We start from the raw sequence: 17686 nt of genomic DNA on the forward strand, positions 1-17686 counted from the left end.
GCGAAGAACGCGCCGGCCCTCTAAAGCCTCCCGGGACCTCTCACGGACGACCTCCCCGAGGCCTTCGGTCTGCGCGGTACGACATCGACGACGTACGCACGTCTCCTGCCGACCACTCCGCGTGAAAGAGCTGACCACTCATGACGAACCCCCGTACCCTCACGTCCGCCCCGGCCGCCGCTCCCCTGACCTTCCCGCCCGGTCCGCGCCACCGACTGCGGGCCGTGGACCGGGACGAGGTGGCCCGGGTGGTGGACCTGCTCCCGCCGGGCGCCACCTGGCTGCCCGCCCCCCAGCACACGCTGCCGACCCTGCCGGGGCAGCCGCCGATGGTCGGCTACCTGGTCCTCGTACCGGCCGACCAGCAGCCGATCGCCTTCGCCCCGCACTCCGTTCCCGCCCCGACCCGCGCCGGAGCGCGGTCGGCCGGCCCGGCCACGACGCCCGCCACCACGGGTGACGCGCTGGTCCGGATCGACTCGGCGCAGCGCACCGCCGAGGTCGACGGCAAGGTGCTGGACCTCACGTACCTGGAGTTCGAGCTGCTGGCCCACCTGGTGGCGCACCCGCACCGGGTGCACAGCCGGGACCAGTTGGTCACCACCGTGTGGGGTTACGGGCACGTGGGCGACGGCCGTACCGTCGACGTCCACATCGCCCGACTGCGCCGCAAGCTGGGCACGGCCCACCGGGGCGCGATCCAGACGGTGCGCCGCGTGGGCTACAAGTACGCCCCCTGATGCCGCGCGCCGGGAACCCGCCTCCCGGCCTCGGGCGCCGGGCTCGGGCCCGTACGCACGACGGGAGTACGGGCCCGCGGTCGTCGCACGTCCCGGTCCGGGCCCCGGCCCGTCGTGGCGTCGGGGCCCGGACCGACCGGGGCTACGCCCCCGTCGCCGATCCCGCCCGGCGGCGCGCCAGGAATCCCAGCGCGACGTCGAGCAGCAGGAACACCAGCAGGCTGATCCCGAGCATCGGCACGAACCAGCCGACCACCGCCGTCACCGCGGCGAGCGGCAGCAGCGTCGTCGCGGGCAGCCGTCGCCAGGCCCCGCGCGGCCGCGCGCGGCCGACCGACAGCCTGCGGTCCTTCGTGGGCCTGCGCATCCACCACATGCGGTAGCCCCAGAAGACCAGGAGCATCACCGCGACGGCGAGCGCCGCCAGCGCGATCTGGTTGGCGAGGCCGAAGGTCAGGCCCATGTGGAGGTCGATGCCGAAGCGGGTCATCTTCGCGAGCAGGGGGTGGTCCGCGAAGCGCAGTTCGTCCATGACGGTGCCGTCGACCGGGTCCACGGCGACGGCGTCCAGGTGCACCGGCACCTGCTTGTCCGTCTCCTTGACGACGTAGCCCTTGCCCTGGGCGGGCAGGGTCACGCGCAGGTCCTCGGTCACGCCGGCCGCCCGGGCCGCGGCGACGGCCTCGTCGATGCCCACGTCCGCGGTCGGCGCCGGCGGGGGCATCTCCATGCCGTCGGTCATGACGTGCCCGGCGTGTTCGTCCGCCCCGCCTGCGGCCCCGGCGCCGCCCAACGTGGCGGTGACGGACGGGGTGGCCCCGCCCAGGCGGTCCTGGAGCTGCCCGATGTTCTCACCGGCGTACTTCGACCAGGTCAGGCCGGTCGCGGAGAGGACGACGAGTCCGGCCACGGCCCACAGGCCCACCGTGCCGTGCCAGGACAGGGTCCGGCGACGGCCGGCGGTGGACCGGTCCGGTAGGACGAGCCGTGCCGGGCGGGTGCGCCGGCGTCCGACCCACAGGGCGAGGCCGCCCAAGGCGACCACCCAGAGCCAGCTGGCGGCCAGTTCGCTGTAGTTCCGGCCGAACTCGCCGAGCTGGAGGCTGGAGTGGAACTCGCTCAGCCAGGCCCGCAACGGCAGCGCGTCACCGGCGGTGTTGAGCTGCCCGCGCACGTCCGCGGTGTACGGGTCGACGAACACGGTCAGGGTCTCGCCCTCCGCGAGCCCCTTCTTCTCCATGACGACCCGGGTGGTGTCGTCGGCGTCGGGTGCGGGCCAGACGGCCGTGACCTCGCCCCCGGGCTCCGCCTCCCGGGCGGCCCGGACCTGGGTGCTCAGCGGCAGGGCGCGCTCGCCCACGCGGGGAACGGTCAGCTCGTCGGCGTAGACGATCTTCTCGGCCTGCCAGGAGGCGGCGTAGAGCAGCCCGGTGGCGGCGGCGATGAACAGCAGCGGGGCGATCAGCAGCCCGGCGTAGAAATGCATCCGCAGGAGCAGCGGCCGCAACGCGGCCCAGCCTCCGGCGGTGCGTCGGGGTGGTACCTCGGCGCCCCGGGCGGGGACGTCCTGAAGCTCGTCAAGGGACATGTCGGTCCTAGGTGTTGGCGAAGACATGGGTGATGACCCCCGGGTCTCGCCCCTCACCGAGGAGGGTGCGCCGGTCAGGCGCGGGCAGGACGGCCGGGGGCCGTGGCTCGGGTGTCTCGCCGGCGCGGTGGGCCGCGGCGCACCACGGCGTGGGCGTGCAGGGCGCCGCGCAGGAAGCGCGGCCGTTCGTACGGAGGGCAGTGCGCGGGCGGCGCCGGTACGAGGGTCACGCGCGTGCGGACCAGGGCGAGCGCCCGGGACAGCGGTCGGGCGGCGAGCAGCGCGGCGGCCCCGAGGGCGCCGGCGAGCCGGAACACGGCGGCCTCGCCCCACGCGAGCCACACGGCGCAGAAGAGCCCGGCCAGCACGTGGGCGGCGATCATGCCGAGGCCGCCGTGTCCGTGCCCGGCCGTCCCCGCCAGGTCGGCGAGGTCCGCCATGCCCGCCATGTCGGCCGTCCCCGCCAGGTCGACCATGTCGTGGGGTGCGGTGGCGCCGCCTCCCGCGGCCGTCGCGCCCATGTCCATGCCGGTGGTGTGGTGAGGGGCGCCGGCCGGGCCGGGGGCACCCGGCCCGGGCATCGGCATCGACGCGGGGTGGGCTCCCTGGCTTCCGGAGAACGCGAGGTGCAGCATGCCCTGCGCGGCGAGGAGCCCGGCGGTGATGCCCACGGGGCCCCGCCGTCGCCCGGCGGCGAGCCACGCGAGTGAGCCGATCACCCCGAAAGCACCGAGAAGGCCATAAAGGGGAATATCCATTCCCGACATGTACGAATGCCCCACCGCACCCAAGGCGACACACACCGCCGCGAACATCGCGGCCCGTGTGGTGCGCATCGGCGCGCAAGTTTCGGACATGTCCTGGTCATGCTCCCACGAGGCCCGGTGCCGGCCGCGACGGGGCCGTGTCCGATCATGTTCGAGTGAACCCACTGTCCTGGTCCCGGCCGCTTCCCCCCGGCTCCGTCGCCGTCGCCTACACCGGCGGAGTCCAGTTGGGGGCCCACGTCATGGAACGCCTGGCCCCGTACGAACGGGAGCGGGTGCTGCGCGGCTGCTCGACCAACGTCGACAACCTCGACGCCGGCCACTGGGGGACGTTGCTGAGCAGTGCCCTCGTCGTCGAGGAGCCGATGCCCCTGCCCTACGCGCTCCTGCTGGTGGCCGCGCTCGGGTACGCGGAGTACGCGTACGGGGCTTGGTGGACGGCCGCGGCCTTCCTCTTCGGGCACGCCTGCGCCACCCTGCTCGTCCACACCGTGCTGCGGCGCACCGCGGACACCGAGACTCGGCGGGCGCTGGACGTGGGCACGAGCTACGGACTGAACACGGTGCTCGGCGTCCTCACCTCCGCGCTGCCGCGCGGGACGGTGCGGGGCGTCGCCCGGGTCGGCCTGTTGGCGCTCGCCGCGGCGCCGGTGTTCAAGCGCGGGCGGACGTTCACCGATGTCGGTCACCTGGTGGCCCTGGGGGTGGGGGTCGGCCTCTCGCTGGCGGTCGATCGTCTCTCCGGGGCGGGGCCGCGCAGGAGTGTCCGCGCGCGAGCCGTGTGACCCGACCCGCCCCCTCCTGCCGTCCCCACTCGACCCGTCCGATCCGCACAGCGCTGGAGCCGCCACGATGACCGCCACCCCGTCCACCACCGTCGCCAACCTGCGCGACCTCGGCGGCACCCCGCTCTCCGGCGGCCGCACCGTGCGCCCCGGGCTCGTCCTGCGCTCGGGCCAGCTCGACCGGCTCGACCTCGACGCCGACCCGACCGTGGCCGCGCTGGGAATCCGTACGGTCATCGACTTCCGCAGCGACGCCGAACGCGCCGACCACCCCGACCGGCTGCCGGCCGGGGCGCGCCTGCTGGTCAGCGACGTACTCGCGGACAAGATGCGGGCCGGGGTGGGCGGCGTGCCCGCCGCCGCGCAGCTCAAGGACCTGCTGTCCGACCCGGCCGTGGCCGAGGAGCACCTCGGCGGGGGCAAGGCGCAGGCCATCTTCGCCGAGGTGTACCGGTCGTTCGTGGTCTCCGCGTCCGCGCAGGCGGCGTACCGGCTGCTGCTCACCGAGGCCGCCGACCCGCAGGCGGGCCCGCTGCTGTTCCACTGCACGGCCGGCAAGGACCGTACGGGCTGGGGCGCGACGGTGATCCTGTCGCTGCTCGGCGCCGACGAGGGGACCTTGATGGAGGAGTACCTCTCGGTCAATCCCGCGGTGAAGCGGGCCTTCGCGCGGATGATCGAGGGCTTCACGGCGGCCGGCGGGGACCCGGACATCGCGCTGGCTCTGATCGGGGTGTTTCCCTCCTACCTGGAGACGGCCCTGCGGGAGGTCGAGACGCGGTACGGGTCGATGGAGAAGTACGTGCGCGAGGGCCTCGGCGTCCCCGACGGGACCGTCGACGCGCTGCGGGCCCGCCTCATCGCCTGAGCCGGCGCGGCCGACGCTCGGCGGAACGGTTCGTCGGGGTCGCCCCGCGCGCCCTCGCGCACCCCGGCGTGCGGGCCCGAACGGGTGCGCTGGGGACGGGTGACCATCGGACGATTCGCTCGTTCTGCTGAACGTGACTGCGCCGGATACCGCCACCCGCCCCCTGCCCCCCGTGACCCCCGACGTCGAACTGGCCGAGGCCGCCATCGTCGAGCACTACCCGCGGCTGGTGCGGCTCGCCTATCTGGTGCTGCCGCCCGCCCTCGGCCGCAACCGGCGGGTGCTCACCGCCCACTCCCTGACCCAGCGGGCGCTCCCGCGCGGCCGCCGGGGCTCGGATCCCGGCACGGTGCGCGGCGGGGTGCCGGCGCAGCGGGGCGAGGGCGGCCCCGAGTCCGGGTACGCGTACGTCCGGCTGCGCGTGCTGCGCTCCGCACTGGAGGCGGGGATCCCGCTGACGTTCCGGGCGCTCCCGCTGCGCGGGCAACTGCCGCCGGTGCTGCCCCAGGTGTGGGGGCTGCGGCTGTTCCCCCGCTCGGGCGGGGCCGAGGAACTGGCGCTGGACCAGTGGCTGGCCACCCTGAACGGCCCCGGCCGCGCGGCCTGCGTGCTGCGGGCGCTGGAGGGGCTGCCCGAGCCGGAGGTGCTGCGGGTGCTGACCGAGGCCGGGGTCGCGAACCCGGCGGCGGCGGTCGCGGAGTCCGGGGATCCGGTGCACGACTCCCTGTTCGCCTCCCCCGAGTTCGACCCGTGCGTGCTCCAGGCGCGGCCCACCGACCTGCTGCGGCGGCGGCGTTTCGTCCGGGCCGCCCTGGTCGGCGCGGCCGCCCTCGCGGTGTGCGGGGCGCTCCTCGCGCTGCCGGGCGGCGGCTGGGGGTCGGACGGGCCCGCCGCGCCCTCGTACGCGCTCAACGCGGCCGCCGAACAGGCCCTCGACCCGGGGCAGTTGGTGCGGGTCGCGGCCACGGTCGGCCGTACGTCCTCCCGTACGGACTACTCGGGCTGGCCCGCCCGCGGTGACCGCGTCGACGACACGGAGCTGCTGCGCCGGGCGCTCGCCGTCTGGGCCAGGCCCGGCTCCTCGGTCGTGGTCTCGGCCACGCCCGGCAGCCCGACCGGCCCCCCGATGGGCCCGCCGCAGCTGCTGTACGCGGGCACCGTCGACCAGGCCGTCGTGGTCCTGCTGTACGACGGGCTGCGCGTGATCCGGTACGCGGAGCCCCGCTCCGGGACCACCGGAGCCGCCCTCGACTTCGCCCGGACCGACGGCGCCTCGGCGGACACCGCGACCGGGCTGGTGCTCAGCCGCGTCGACGGCAACGTCCGCTATCTCACGGCGCCCTGGGTGCGCGCCGCCGCGCTGCGGGACCTCCTCAAGCCCGGCGAGGCCCCGACGGCGTTGAAGCTCACCCCGGACGGGGTCACGCCGCCCGTCGTGGGCCCGGCGCCCGGGGGCAACTGCACGAGCTGGAACGCGCTGGCGCTGACCGGCGAGGGCGCCACGAGGCTGGTCACGGACCTGGGCGAGCTGACCCCGGCCCGGCTCACCTCGGGCGCGCCGGGCGCCGAGCGGAACGTGACGGAGGCGGCCGAACTCGGCGAATGGTCGCGGACCGCCTGCCTGTTGCCCTCGGTCCGCTCGCACGGGGTGCGCAGCGTCAACGCGTGGACGTACGCGAAGCAGCCGCTGCCGGAGCGCGAGGGCACGGCGACCTGGCTGTGCACCCGGGCGGAGACCTGGCAGGGCACGGCGGACCGGGTGCAGGCCCAGTTCCTGGCGCCGGGCGCGCCGCCGGCGGCCCAGGCCGCCAAGGCCGAGGGCACGCCGGCGTGCGGACCCCGGGAGCCGAGGGTGCTGGCGGGCGTCCTGTGGAAGTCCCGCGCGGGCCAGTGGTACGTGGTGGCGGCGGGCAGCGCCCAGTTCGCCTCGCTGTCGGTGAAGGGCGCCGGGGTGAACGGGGCCGCGACCGGGAATCGACTGGCGGTCAAGGCTCCGGCGGGCGCCCAGGTGGACCTGTCGGGCAAGCTGACCGACGGCACGAAGGCGGGGGTGTTGCGCTAGAGGTGTCGCGCCGGCGAGCGTCGCGGGCATGGGTCGGTCGTGGAGGCCGGCAGGAAGTCGGCGCAGAGGGGTTTTCCATCTCGCTACCCCTCAGTACATTGACGCCATGTCTAATACGCCGCTCGCGCCCGCCCCCGTGGCGTCGGAACACATGGACCTCCAGGCGCGGAACGTCTCCTTCTCCTGGGACGCGACTCCGCTCCACTGGCTGCCCGGCGATCCCTTCGCCGGGCACACCATCAACGTGCTGCACCTGCTGCTCCCCGCCGGCGAACGCTGGTTCGTCCACGTCTACAAGCAGGTGCTCCCCCTCATCACGGACGAGCGGCTGCGCGCGGACGTCGTCGGCTTCATCGGGCAGGAGGCCATGCACGCCGCCGCTCACGACGACGTGCTCCCCCACCTCAAGCGACTGGGCCTGGACCCGACGCCGTACACGGCCCAGGTCGACTGGCTCTTCGAGAAGCTGCTGGGCGACCGCACGCTGCCGCCGGGCAGGGCCCGCGACTGGTGGCTCATGGAGCGGGTCGCGATGATCGCGGCCATCGAGCACTACACGGCGTTCCTGGGCGACTGGGTCCTCAACGCCGAGGAGTTGGACCGGCGGGGCGCCGACCCGATGATGCTGGACCTGCTGCGCTGGCACGGCGCGGAGGAGGTGGAGCACCGCTCGGTGGCCTTCGACCTGTTCATGCACGTCGACGGTGGCTACCGGCGCCGGGCCCGGACCTGGGCCACCGCCTTCGCGGCGCTCGCCTTCCTGTGGCAGCGCGGGGCGCGCTTCTTCATGGAGAACGACCCCGAACTGCCCGCCGCCAAAGCCTCGTTGGGTCAGTTCTTCCGGGCCGGACAGCAGGGGGTGCTCCCCTCGTCGGGAGCCATGCTGAAGTCGATCCCCACGTACCTCTCCCGTACGTACCACCCCTCGCAGGAAGGGTCCACCGCCCAGGCGGAGGCCTACCTGGCGTCCTCGCCGGGCGCCAACGGCGGGGTGCGGCCGTGAGGCGCGCCCTGACCCTCACCGCCGTCGCGGGCGCCGCCGTCCTGACCCGGCGCGCCCTGCGCAGGCGCATCGGCCGCTCGCCGCTGTGGCCGCTGCCCGCCCTGGAGACCCCCATATCGGGGTACTCCCCGCGCCGGGCCCTGCGCGCCCTGATCGTCGCCCGCGCCGAACCGGCGGACGGGGTCCTGCGACTGACCCTGGAATCGCCGGAGCTCCCCGCCTGGACCCCGGGGGCGCACGTGGACGTGATGCTGCCCTCGGGTCTGGTGCGGCAGTACTCCCTGTGCGGGGATCCGGCCGACCGGGGCCGCTACACGATCGCGATCCGGCTCGTCGAGGACGGCCGGGGCGGCTCCCGCGAGGCGCACGCGCAGCTCGTGGAGGGCGCGGAGCTGGAACTCCGCCCGCCCCGCAACCGCTTCCCGCTCGCGCCGGCGCCCTCGTACGTCTTCGTGGCCGGCGGGATCGGCATCACCCCGATCCTGCCGATGCTGCGCGCGGCCGAGGCGGCGGGCGCCGGCTGGACGCTGCTGTACGGGGGCCGCAGCCGGGCCACGATGCCGTTCCTCGCAGAACTCGCCGCGTACGGGGACCGGGTCACGGTCCTCGCGCAGGACGAGAGCGGCCTGCCCGACCTGGGCCCGGTCACCGCCGCCGCCCCGGGCACGCTGGTCTACTGCTGCGGGCCGGAACCGCTGATGGAGGCGGTACGGGCCGCGGCCCCGGCCGCCGTACCGGTCCACCTGGAGCGCTTCGCCCCCACCGCGACCGCGGGCGGCGCCACGCACCCGTTCACGGTGGAGTTGAGCCGCTCGGGCCGCACCGTGGAGGTCGCCGCGGACGAGACCACCCTGGCGGCGGTCCGACGGGAACTGCCGAACACCCCGTACTCCTGCGAGCAGGGCTTCTGCGGAACCTGCCAACACCGCGTGCTGGCAGGTGAGATCGACCACCGCGACGAACTCCTCACGGACGGCGAACGGGAGGACTCGATGCTCCTGTGCGTCTCCCGCGCGGCCTCGGACCGCCTGGTCCTGGACCTGTAGCCGCCGTCGCGGTACCGCGCCTTCCCCTTCACCGTCCTTCCGGGCGGGCGTGGGGGAAGGCGCTCTGGTCAGGGGGTGTGGCGGGCGAAGTATGGTGTCCGCATGACAACCGGGGTGCGGCGCAGGATGGGTGTCGAGGAGCGGCGGCAGCAGCTGATCGGGGTTGCCCTGGAGCTGTTCAGCCACCGGTCGCCCGACGATGTGTCGATCGACGAGATCGCGGCGGCGGCCGGGATATCGAGGCCGCTCGTCTACCACTACTTTCCGGGCAAGCTCAGCCTGTACGAGGCCGCGTTGCGGCGGGCCGCCGATGAGCTGGCGCAACGGTTCGTCGAGCCGCAGGAGGGTCCGCTCGGGGCGCGGTTGTTGCGGGTCATGGGCCGGTTCTTCGCGTTCGTCGACGATCACGGGCCCGGGTTCTCGGCCCTGATGCGGGGCGGGCCGGCGGCCGGGAGCAGCCGGGCCAACGCGATGATCGACGAGGTCCGGCAGGCCGCGTACGAGCAGATCATCACGCACCTGCGGATCGAGAAGCCGCCCGCGCGGATGGAGCTCGTGGTCCGCACGTGGGTGTCGCTCGCCGAGTCCACGGCGTTGATCTGGCTCGACGGGCGGAAGATCCCCCGCAACGAGTTGGAGCTCCAGTTGGTGCACGACTTCGCGGCGCTGGCCGCCGTGAGCGCCGCGTACGACGAGGAAATGGCGGGGATCCTGGTGCGCATCCTGGCCGACGAGCCGGCCGACGGGCCGTTCGGAGTGCTGGTCGGGCGGCTGGCGGCGATCGTGCCGACCACGGTTCCGCGTTCACGTTGATCATGCCCACGCTGATCATGACGTGGCGGCCCCGTGGCGGAATAATGCCCGAGTGATCATTGACGACGGGATGTTGTTCCGGCAGGCCGTGGAGAAGGACGCCGGCACGCTGGTGAAGCTGTACGACCAGGCCGCCCGGTGGATGCGGGCCAACAACATCGACCAGTGGAAACCGGGTGACAAGGACGCCGAGCACTTCCGGGCGAAGACCCGCGAGGGCGAGGTGTGGATCGCCGAGGACGCAGACGGACGGGTCGTGGGCGCCTACGAGTTGTGGTGGTCCGACGAGGAGGCGTGGGGCGTCCAGCCTCCGGTGGCCGGCTACGTCCACCGCCTGATGATCGAGCGGGGGGCGGCGCCCGCCGGCGCGGGCATGCGGATACTCGAACACGCCGAGTACCGGATCGCCCGGACCGGTCGCGAACGGGCCCGGCTGGACTGCGTGTCCACCAATCCGCGGCTGCTCGCGTACTACCAGGGCGCGGGCTACCGGGTCGTCGGCGAATGCCCCTCGAAGCAGGGCAAGGACGGCCGGGTGTACGGGGTGATCCTCATGGAGCGGCGCCTCGACGTCTGACGCACCCCGCGCACGGCGCCCGGCCCCGTCGCCCGCACCACGTGCGGCGGCGGTGCCGGACCGGGTCCGGCACCGCCGTGTCGCAGGGGTGGGGGAAGGTCGGGTCAGCCGCGCTTGAAGACCGCGACCGTGCGGGCCGGGACGGTGAACCGCCCCGTCCTCGTGTCGTACGCGGATCCCTTCACGGTCGCGTCGGAACCCGCGGCCTGGATCGGGTGCAGCGCGTAGCCGCGGCCCGCGAGGTCGGCCACCCGCTGGGACTGGACGCCCGGGGTGGCGTTGAAGACCACCACCAGGTCGCCGGCGGTCATGGTGATCACTCCGGGGGTCTCCCCGGTCCCGGAGAGCGGGAAGCCGACGGCGCTCTGGACGGCGTCGGCCGTGGTGAGGGCGAAGGCCGGTTCCGTCGTACGGATCCTGAGCAGGTCGCGGTGGGCGGCGGAGGTCCCGGTGATCTCGGGGCAGCCGGCGCCCGGGCCGGTCAGGAGGGGCTTCGCGTAGGGCCACTTGGGCTGGTTGTCGGCGGCCGGCGGGAGGCCCCGGCCGAAGCCGTTGCCGTCACGGCAGTCCCAGTGGATGGCGTTGAACCAGTCGCCGCTGTCGAAGGAGTTGCGGTCCAGCGACTTCGAACGCAGCAGGTCCGTGCCCGCCTGGGAGAGCGCGGGGCCCTGCGAGAGGGTCGCGGTGGCCATGGCGAGGACCTGCATGCGGGCCTTGTCCGCCTCCGGGGTGCCCTTCGGGAGCTTGAAGGTCAGGGCGTCGTACAGGGACTCGTTGTCGTGGGCGTCGGCGTAGGCCAGGGCGTCGCCGGGGGCGGCCGCGTAGCCGGCCGGGGCGCCGTTGTAGTCCAGCTCGGAGCCCTTGATCCGGCGGCCGGTGGTGTCGGTGAAGGCGTACGAGGCGAGGTTGCCGGTCAGCCCGACCTTGATCAGGTCCTGGGCGTGCAGCAGCCGGGCCCGCTGCTGCTCGGGGGTGCCGTTCGCGGGCGAGGAGTTGGGTGCGGTGAACAGTCCGGAGGCGAAGCCCTGGACCCCGGGGTCCTCGTCGAAGGGGCCGCCGCCGCGGACCGCGTCGCGCGAGCGGTCGGAGAAGGTGGCGATGCCGGTGCCGGCCATGTTCTTCTGCGTGGCCTGCACGAACCGGGCGTCGTCGGCGACCTCGCCGAAGTTCCATCCCTCGCCGTAGAGGACGATCCGCTTGCCGTCGACCCCGTCCTTGGCGAGGGTCAGCCCGTCGAGGGCCTTGCGCACGGCCAGGATGTTGTCCTTCGGGTGGTGCCCCATGAGGTCGAAGCGGAAGCCGTCGACCTTGTACTCCCTGGCCCAGGTGACGATCGAGTCGACGACGAGCCGGCCCATCATGGCGTTCTCGGGGGCGGTGTTGGCGCAGCAGGTGGAGGTGGCCACGGCCCCGTCGGGCAGCAGCCGCTGGTAGTAGCCGGGCACGATCCGGTCGAGGACCGACCGGTCCGACTGTCCGGCGGCCACGGTGTGGTTGTAGACCACGTCCATGACCGTGCGCAGTCCGGCGCCGTTCAGTGACTGGACCATCCTGCGGAACTCGACCGTGCGGGCGGTGCCGTTCGGGTCGCTCGCGTAGGAGCCCTCCGGCACGGTGTAGTGCAGCGGGTCGTAGCCCCAGTTGTAGGCGTCCTTCGCGGCGGTGGCGCCGACGCAGGCCTGCTGCTGTTCGCTGTCGGGGGCGTACGCCTTCAGGTCGCAGGCGGGTTCGGTGCGGTCGGCGGGCTTCTCCGGGATGGTGCCGATGTCGAAGGCCGGCAGCAGGTGGACGTAGGAGGTGCCGGCGGCGGCGAGGTCGCGCAGGTGCCGCATGCCGGCCGAGCCGGTGTCGGTGAAGGCCAGGTACTGGCCGGGGTGGGTGGTGGTGCGGTCCGCGACGGAGAAGTCCCGGACGTGGAGTTCCTGGATCTGCGCGGAGGTGAAGGGGACGGGCGCGGGCTTCTCGAGGTTCCGCCAGCCGGCCGGGGCGAGCTTCGGGTCGGTGAGGTCCACGGCCAGGCTGCGGGCGGAGTCGGCGGTCAGGGCGGTGGAGTACGGGTCGGTGACCAGGTTGCGGACCATCCGGCGGGTGCTCGGGGCCCAGACGGTGACGTCGTAGCGGTACGGCTTGCCGGTCCAGCTCCGCTCGCCGCGCACGGACCAGACGCCGGTGGCGTCGTCGCGCCGCATGGCGACGGTACGGCCGTCGAGTTCGAGGGAGACCTTCCGGGCGGTGGGGGCCCAGACGGAGAGGGTGGGGCGGCCGTCCTTGAAGACGGGGCCGAGCGGGGTCGTGTTGGCGTACAGGTCGTCGAGGACGCCGGCGAGTTGCACGCCGGTGGCCGCGAGGACGGCGCCGTTCGCGGCGCGGGCGCTCGCGACGAGCTGGCCGCGCAGGGCCTCGCGGACCCGGTCGCGGTCGCGGGCGTCGACGGTGAAGGCGGCGTACGAGGCCAGGTGCGGGAACTTCTTCTTCTGGGCGGCGGTGAGTTCGGAGCGGTTCAGGCGCAGCCAGGCGGCGCCCTCCTCCTTCAGCCGTCCGTCGTCGACGGTGATGCGGCCCTCGCGGGAGGCGAGGAGCTGGAGGGAGGCGGCGGCCTCGGGGGCCTTCCAGGCGACGGTGTCGCGGTCGATCCAGACGGCCTCGGCCTTGCTGAGGTCAAGGGCTGCGGCCGTACCGGCGGGCTGCGGGAGGAGGTAGCGTTCCTTGCCGCCGAGCATCCACACCTCGTGGCCCGTGGCCTTCAGGTCCAGCGACTGGTCGGTGGGCAGGTCCTTCTCGTCGCCCTTGTGGAGGATGTAGCTCAGGCTCTGGGCGCCTTCGGCGAGCGGGACCTCGTACACCGCGCCGTAGGAGTCGGTGCGGGTGGGCTGTAGGGGCTTCGACCAGTCGGTGGGGTTCGCGGCGCCGGCCCAGACGTGCAGGCCCCAGCCGTCGTACGCGCCGTCGGGGCGCTGGTAGTGCAGGACGGCCTTGGTGGTGTCCTGCGGCGGTTGCGCGGGGCGTTCGGTGCGGGCCGCCTCCTTGCCCTGTTCGAGCCAGATCTCGCCGGTCCTCGTCACGTCGACGGTGCGGTCCGCGGCGACGTCCTTGTTCCCGTCCTTGTCGATGACCAGGTAGTTCACCGAGGAGGCCCCGGGCTTCAGCCGGACGTACGCGAAGGCCCCGTACGCGTCACGGCCGGTGAACGCGTGGCCCTCGGGCCAGGGCGTGGCCTCGCCCTCGGCGATGTCGCCCCAGGCGTACAGCCGCCAGTTCGCGTAGTCGCCGTCGGGCCGGTTGTAGTGCACCACCGCGTACTCGCGCTGCGTCGCGCCGGGGACCTCCACGGGCGGGGCCTGGCCGGCGACGGACTCGGCGAGGGCGCTCGCGGTGCGACCGGCGGAGTCGACGACGACCGCCTTGTAGCGCAGCGGGGTGCCGGGCGCGGCCGTGACGTGCTGGGTGACCCGGTACGGGGCGTGGTCGGCCGAGCCGAGGACCTGCCACTTCCCGGCGCCGGCCTGGGCGGCGAAGACGACCCGGTTCAGGGAGCCCCCGGTGGCCTCGGCGGACAGCTCGACGGTGCCGGTGGCGCCGGCGGCCGGGGCCTTCAGGGTCAGGGAGGGCCTGGTCGCGGGCGGGGCGAGGGGGGCGGTGGCCCGCAGGACCACCGAGCCCAGCGCGGGGACGGTGATCGTGAGCTTGCCGGCGGCGGACGCCCGGACGGTGCCGGCGTAGGGGGAGGTGCCGCCGTACAGGGTGCGGTAACCGGCGCCGGCCGGCGCGTCGAGCTCCACGGTGCGGGGACCGGTCGCGTTGTTCGAGGCCACCAGGTACTCGGTACGGGTACGGGCGTCGGTCCGGGCGACCGCGTGGACGGAGTCGGTGTCCAGGCGCGCGCTCTGGACGCCGTCCCGCAGGGCCGGGTGGTCCCGGGTCAGCTTCGCGAGAGCACTGATCTGCTGGTAGAGCGGGTGCTCCGGATCGTAGGCGTCGCTCGCGTGGGTACGCTCCGTGCCGAGCTGGTCGTCGTCCAGGTAGTCGGCGGTCCGCGAGGCGAACAGGGGCTGCCGGGCGTCCTTGTCACCGCCGGCGCCCGTGAAGCCCTGCTCGTCACCGGAGTAGATCACCGGATTGCCCCGGGAGAGGAACATCAACTCGTTGGCCAGCCGGTAGCGGTCCAGCAGCTCCCGCTCCCCCGCCTGCGGCCGGTCCTGCTTCAGGAAGGCCCCGAAGCGGCCCATGTCGTGGTTGCCGAGGAAGGTGACCTGCTCGTAGGCATTCGCCTTGTCGGTGGTGTACCGGTGGTCGTCGGCCAGCACCGAGCCCAACCGCGAGGCCCCCGCGCCCTGGGAGGCGTACGCGCGGATCGCGTCCTGGAGCGGGAAGTCGAGGGTGGCGTCGAGCCGGCCCCGGGTCACGTACGGGGAGGTGACGGCGGTGTCGGCGGAGTACACCTCGCCGAACATGAAGAAGTCCTCGCGGCCCCGCTTGGCCGCGTACGCGTCCAGAGCCGTGGCCCACTGCGTCCAGAACCCGGTGTTGACGTGCTTGACCGTGTCGATCCGGAAGCCGTCGATCTCGAAGTCCCGGACCCACTTCTCGTAGATCTTCTCCATCCCGTCGACCACCTCGGGACGCTCGGTCCACAGGTCGTCGAGGCCGGAGAAGTCACCCTGCTCGGAGGACTCGCCGGCGAAGGTGGAGTCGCCCCGGTTGTGGTACATCGACGGATCGTTGAGCCAGGCCGGGACCTTGACCTTCTTCTTCGCCGCGGGCACGACGGGGGTCCGCGGGAAGGAATCGGCGTCCGTCGCCGGGAACTTCCGCTTCCCGTCGGCGTACTCGGAGTCGTCGAAGGGCACCCCGTCCCTGGTCAGGTACGGGAAGGCGCCCTTGGAGAGGTAGCCGCGCGAGGCCTCGCGGTAGTCGACGACGTCCGCGGTGTGGTTGGTGATGACGTCGAAGAAGACCTTCATCCCCTTCCCGTGCGCCTTGTCGATCAGCCGCTCCAGGTCGGCGTTGGTGCCGAAGTGCGGGTCCACCTGCGTGAAGTCGGTGATCCAATAGCCGTGGTAGCCGGCCGAGACGTCGGCGCCCGCGCCCTGCACCGGCTGGTTCTTGAAGATCGGCGCCATCCAGATGGCCGTCGTGCCGAGCCCCTTGATGTAGTCGAGCCGGTCCGCCAGCCCCTTGAGGTCACCGCCCTGGTAAAAGCCCTTGTCCGTCGGGTCCAGACCGGTCTCCAGCCGGGAGCCGGTCAACCCGCCCCGGTCGTTGCGCGGATCGCCGTTCGCGAACCGGTCCGGGAGCACGAAGTAGAACTGCTCCCGGGTCAGGTCGTGGCGGGCCGGCTCGGCGGCCAGCGCGACGTCCGAGGGCGGGGCCGGCGGCCGGGAGGCGGCCGACGCCGGGAGGGCGGGCAGGAGCGTCACGGCCAGGGTGGCGGCGATCACTCCCGCGGCGGGGCGTATCAAGGCAAGGACTCCTCGGTCGTCACGTGTCTGCGTGGGACGAGGGCCGCCCGGCGGTGGCGGGGAGTGAGGTGCCGGGCGACCCTGGTTCGGGGGGCGGGGTCAGTTGCGCCAGGTGTCGGTCAACGTGACCCGACCGCTCGCGGGAACGGTGGCGGAGCGGTTGGCGCCGCTCTCCCAGGTGACGTTCCCGGAGGCGTCCTTGCGCACGTACTTGTACGAGAAGGACGTGCCGGGCGGGAGCGTGACGTCGAGCTTCCACACCGGGTAGGCCGCCGGGTCCAGCTTCGGGGCGACGGAGGTGTTCCAGTTCCCGAGCTCGGCCCGGTCACCCGTCACGTGGATGTTCTGGCCGAGGACCGTGGAGGCGTTCACCCCGAACGAGGCCCCGGCCTCCGCCGCGGGCGGCGGGGTGGTGCCGCCGGCGCAGGTGCGGGCGTTCACGTGCAGGGCCACCGCGCTGCCGGCGCCGAGGGTGGCCGTGAACCGGCCGGCGGAGTCGACCGTGACCGTGCGCCCGCTCTGGACGTCGCAGTACCCGCCCGCCGGGAGGGACGTCTGGAAGGTCCGGGTCAGCGCCGAGCCCTCGTGGTTGAGCGCCACGTACGCCTTGGCGCCGCGCCCGAACGCGATCTGGTCACCGCCGTTGTCCCACCAGTCGGTGACGGACTGGCCGCGCGCGGCGTTGCGGAAGGCCACCATGGAGGAGATCTCCCGCCAGGCGTGCTGACACTTCCAGCCGTCGGCGTAACAGGCTTTCACTGCACCGCCGTTGGGCGGGCCGGCGTCCTTCTGGCTCCACTCGTAGCCGGAGTGCACGTCCGGCGATCCGTACGGCCAGGCCAGCATGAAGACGTTGGCGAGGGTGTAGGCGGAGCCGTCCTTGTAGCTGAGGGTGTCACCGCCGCGCTCGGTGTCGTGGTTGTCGACGAAAACGGCGGACTGCCCGGAGGGCATGTACCCCCACGCCTCGCCGAGGTTCTTCAGGTGGGCGAGGTTCTCGCTCTGGAAGACCCGCTTCAGATCGCGGGCGTAGCGGAACTCCTGCACGTCCCCGTTGCCCAGGTACTCGGACGGCGACACGGCCTCGCCCGCACCGAAGATCGCCTCCTGCTTCCAGTAGACGGAGGGGTTGCTCAGCCGGGACTTGATGTTGGCGAGGTCGGCGGCCGGCATGTGCTTGGCCGCGTCGATCCGGAAGCCGTCGACGCCGAGGGAGAGCAGGTCGTTGAGGTAGCCGGCGATCCGGCCGCGCACGTAGTCCTCGCCGGTGTCGAGGTCGGCGAGCTGCACCAGCTCGCAGTTCTGGACGTTGCCCGGGTCCTGGTAGTTCGAGATCGTCGCCCGACAGTCGTCCATGTCGGCGCCGGAGTAGAGGCCGGGGTAGCCGTACTTCGTGTACGAAGAGCCGCCCGTCCCGGTGCCGTCGGCGGCGGCCATGTGGTTGATGACGGAGTCGGCGACCACCTTCACGCCGGCGGCGTGACAGGTGTCGACCATCGCTTTGAAGGCCGTCCGGTCACCGAGCCGCCCGGCGATCTTGTAGCTGACGGGCTGGTACGAGGTCCACCACTGGTCGCCCTGGATGTGCTCCTGCGGAGGCGACACCTGGACGTACCCGTACCCGGCGGGTCCCAGGCTGTCGGTGCAGGCCCGCGCGACGGAGTCGAAGCGCCACTCGAACAGCACGGCGGTGACGTCCTTGGCGCCGGGAGTGGCGGCGACCGCCCGGGGGGCCTGAACGGTGAAGGACGCGGCGACAAGCGCGGTGGCGGCGAGCAGGGTTGTGGCTCTGGTGGTTCTTGCAGCGCTGACGGCTCTGGCAGGCATGCGGGGGCCTCCTGGCGGAAGAGGTGGGGATTGCAGCGACGGTAGGTGCCAGGCCGAACCCCTGCAAGACCTTGCGCAAGGGATTGCAGATTTGTTTCGTCGACGTGTCCCGGTCTGTGCCGGAACGCCGCCGCGGGGCGGGGGTGGGGGC

12 protein-coding genes are annotated in these 17686 nt (G+C 73.3%); 8 read left to right on the forward strand and 4 right to left on the reverse strand.

Annotation, left to right across the window (positions count from 1 at the left end):
• Positions 1-140 precede the first annotated feature (140 nt).
• Positions 141-740, forward strand: a complete 600-nt coding sequence (locus tag OTB19_RS14870; protein ID WP_267798624.1) for a winged helix-turn-helix domain-containing protein — start codon at positions 141-143, stop codon at positions 738-740.
• A gap of 142 nt (positions 741-882) precedes the next feature.
• Here the strand turns inward: OTB19_RS14870 and OTB19_RS14875 are convergent, their stop codons facing one another.
• The gene (locus OTB19_RS14875; protein WP_267798625.1) at positions 883-2328 is read right to left on the reverse strand and encodes a PepSY-associated TM helix domain-containing protein; all 1446 of its coding nucleotides are present in this window, start codon (positions 2326-2328) and stop codon (positions 883-885) included.
• Positions 2329-2402: 74 nt separating this feature from the next.
• Positions 2403-3047 carry a hypothetical protein gene (locus tag OTB19_RS14880; RefSeq protein WP_267798626.1) on the reverse strand — a complete coding sequence of 215 codons (645 nt, stop codon included), beginning with the start codon at positions 3045-3047 and terminating at the stop codon, positions 2403-2405.
• A 203-nt stretch (positions 3048-3250) separates the two neighbouring features.
• Between OTB19_RS14880 and OTB19_RS14885 the strand changes: the two genes are divergently transcribed.
• From OTB19_RS14885 to OTB19_RS14915, 7 genes are all read left to right on the forward strand, one after another.
• Positions 3251-3880: a rhomboid-like protein gene (locus OTB19_RS14885; protein ID WP_267798627.1), complete on the forward strand. Its 630-nt coding sequence runs from the start codon at positions 3251-3253 to the stop codon at positions 3878-3880.
• A gap of 67 nt (positions 3881-3947) precedes the next feature.
• The gene (locus OTB19_RS14890; protein ID WP_267798628.1) at positions 3948-4748 is read left to right on the forward strand and encodes a tyrosine-protein phosphatase; all 801 of its coding nucleotides are present in this window, start codon (positions 3948-3950) and stop codon (positions 4746-4748) included.
• A gap of 133 nt (positions 4749-4881) precedes the next feature.
• Entirely contained in the window at positions 4882-6810 is a 1929-nt protein-coding gene (locus OTB19_RS14895; RefSeq protein ID WP_420716840.1) for a hypothetical protein, read from the forward strand.
• Positions 6811-6916: 106 nt separating this feature from the next.
• Positions 6917-7813: a metal-dependent hydrolase gene (locus OTB19_RS14900; RefSeq protein WP_267798629.1), complete on the forward strand. Its 897-nt coding sequence runs from the start codon at positions 6917-6919 to the stop codon at positions 7811-7813.
• A complete protein-coding gene (locus OTB19_RS14905) occupies positions 7810-8859 on the forward strand; it encodes a PDR/VanB family oxidoreductase (RefSeq protein WP_267798630.1) in 1050 nt (349 codons plus the stop codon). The genes OTB19_RS14900 and OTB19_RS14905 overlap by 4 nt, the downstream gene beginning before the upstream one ends.
• A gap of 102 nt (positions 8860-8961) precedes the next feature.
• Positions 8962-9672 carry a TetR/AcrR family transcriptional regulator gene (locus tag OTB19_RS14910; RefSeq protein WP_053676124.1) on the forward strand — a complete coding sequence of 237 codons (711 nt, stop codon included), beginning with the start codon at positions 8962-8964 and terminating at the stop codon, positions 9670-9672.
• 52 nt (positions 9673-9724) lie between these two features.
• Complete coding sequence (locus OTB19_RS14915) at positions 9725-10249, forward strand: GNAT family N-acetyltransferase (protein WP_267798631.1); 525 nt, start codon at positions 9725-9727, stop codon at positions 10247-10249.
• A gap of 104 nt (positions 10250-10353) precedes the next feature.
• Here the strand turns inward: OTB19_RS14915 and pulA are convergent, their stop codons facing one another.
• Together pulA and OTB19_RS14925 are read right to left on the reverse strand one after the other, a co-directional pair.
• Entirely contained in the window at positions 10354-15708 is a 5355-nt protein-coding gene (pulA, locus tag OTB19_RS14920) for a pullulanase-type alpha-1,6-glucosidase (RefSeq protein WP_420716841.1), read from the reverse strand.
• A 99-nt stretch (positions 15709-15807) separates the two neighbouring features.
• Positions 15808-17535, reverse strand: coding sequence for a carbohydrate-binding module family 20 domain-containing protein (locus tag OTB19_RS14925; RefSeq protein WP_267798632.1), 1728 nt, complete (start codon positions 17533-17535; stop codon positions 15808-15810).
• Positions 17536-17686: the final 151 nt, after the last annotated feature.

It is taken from the genome of Streptomyces sp. H27-H5 (assembly GCF_026627505.1).
Lineage (GTDB): Bacteria > Actinomycetota > Actinomycetes > Streptomycetales > Streptomycetaceae > Streptomyces.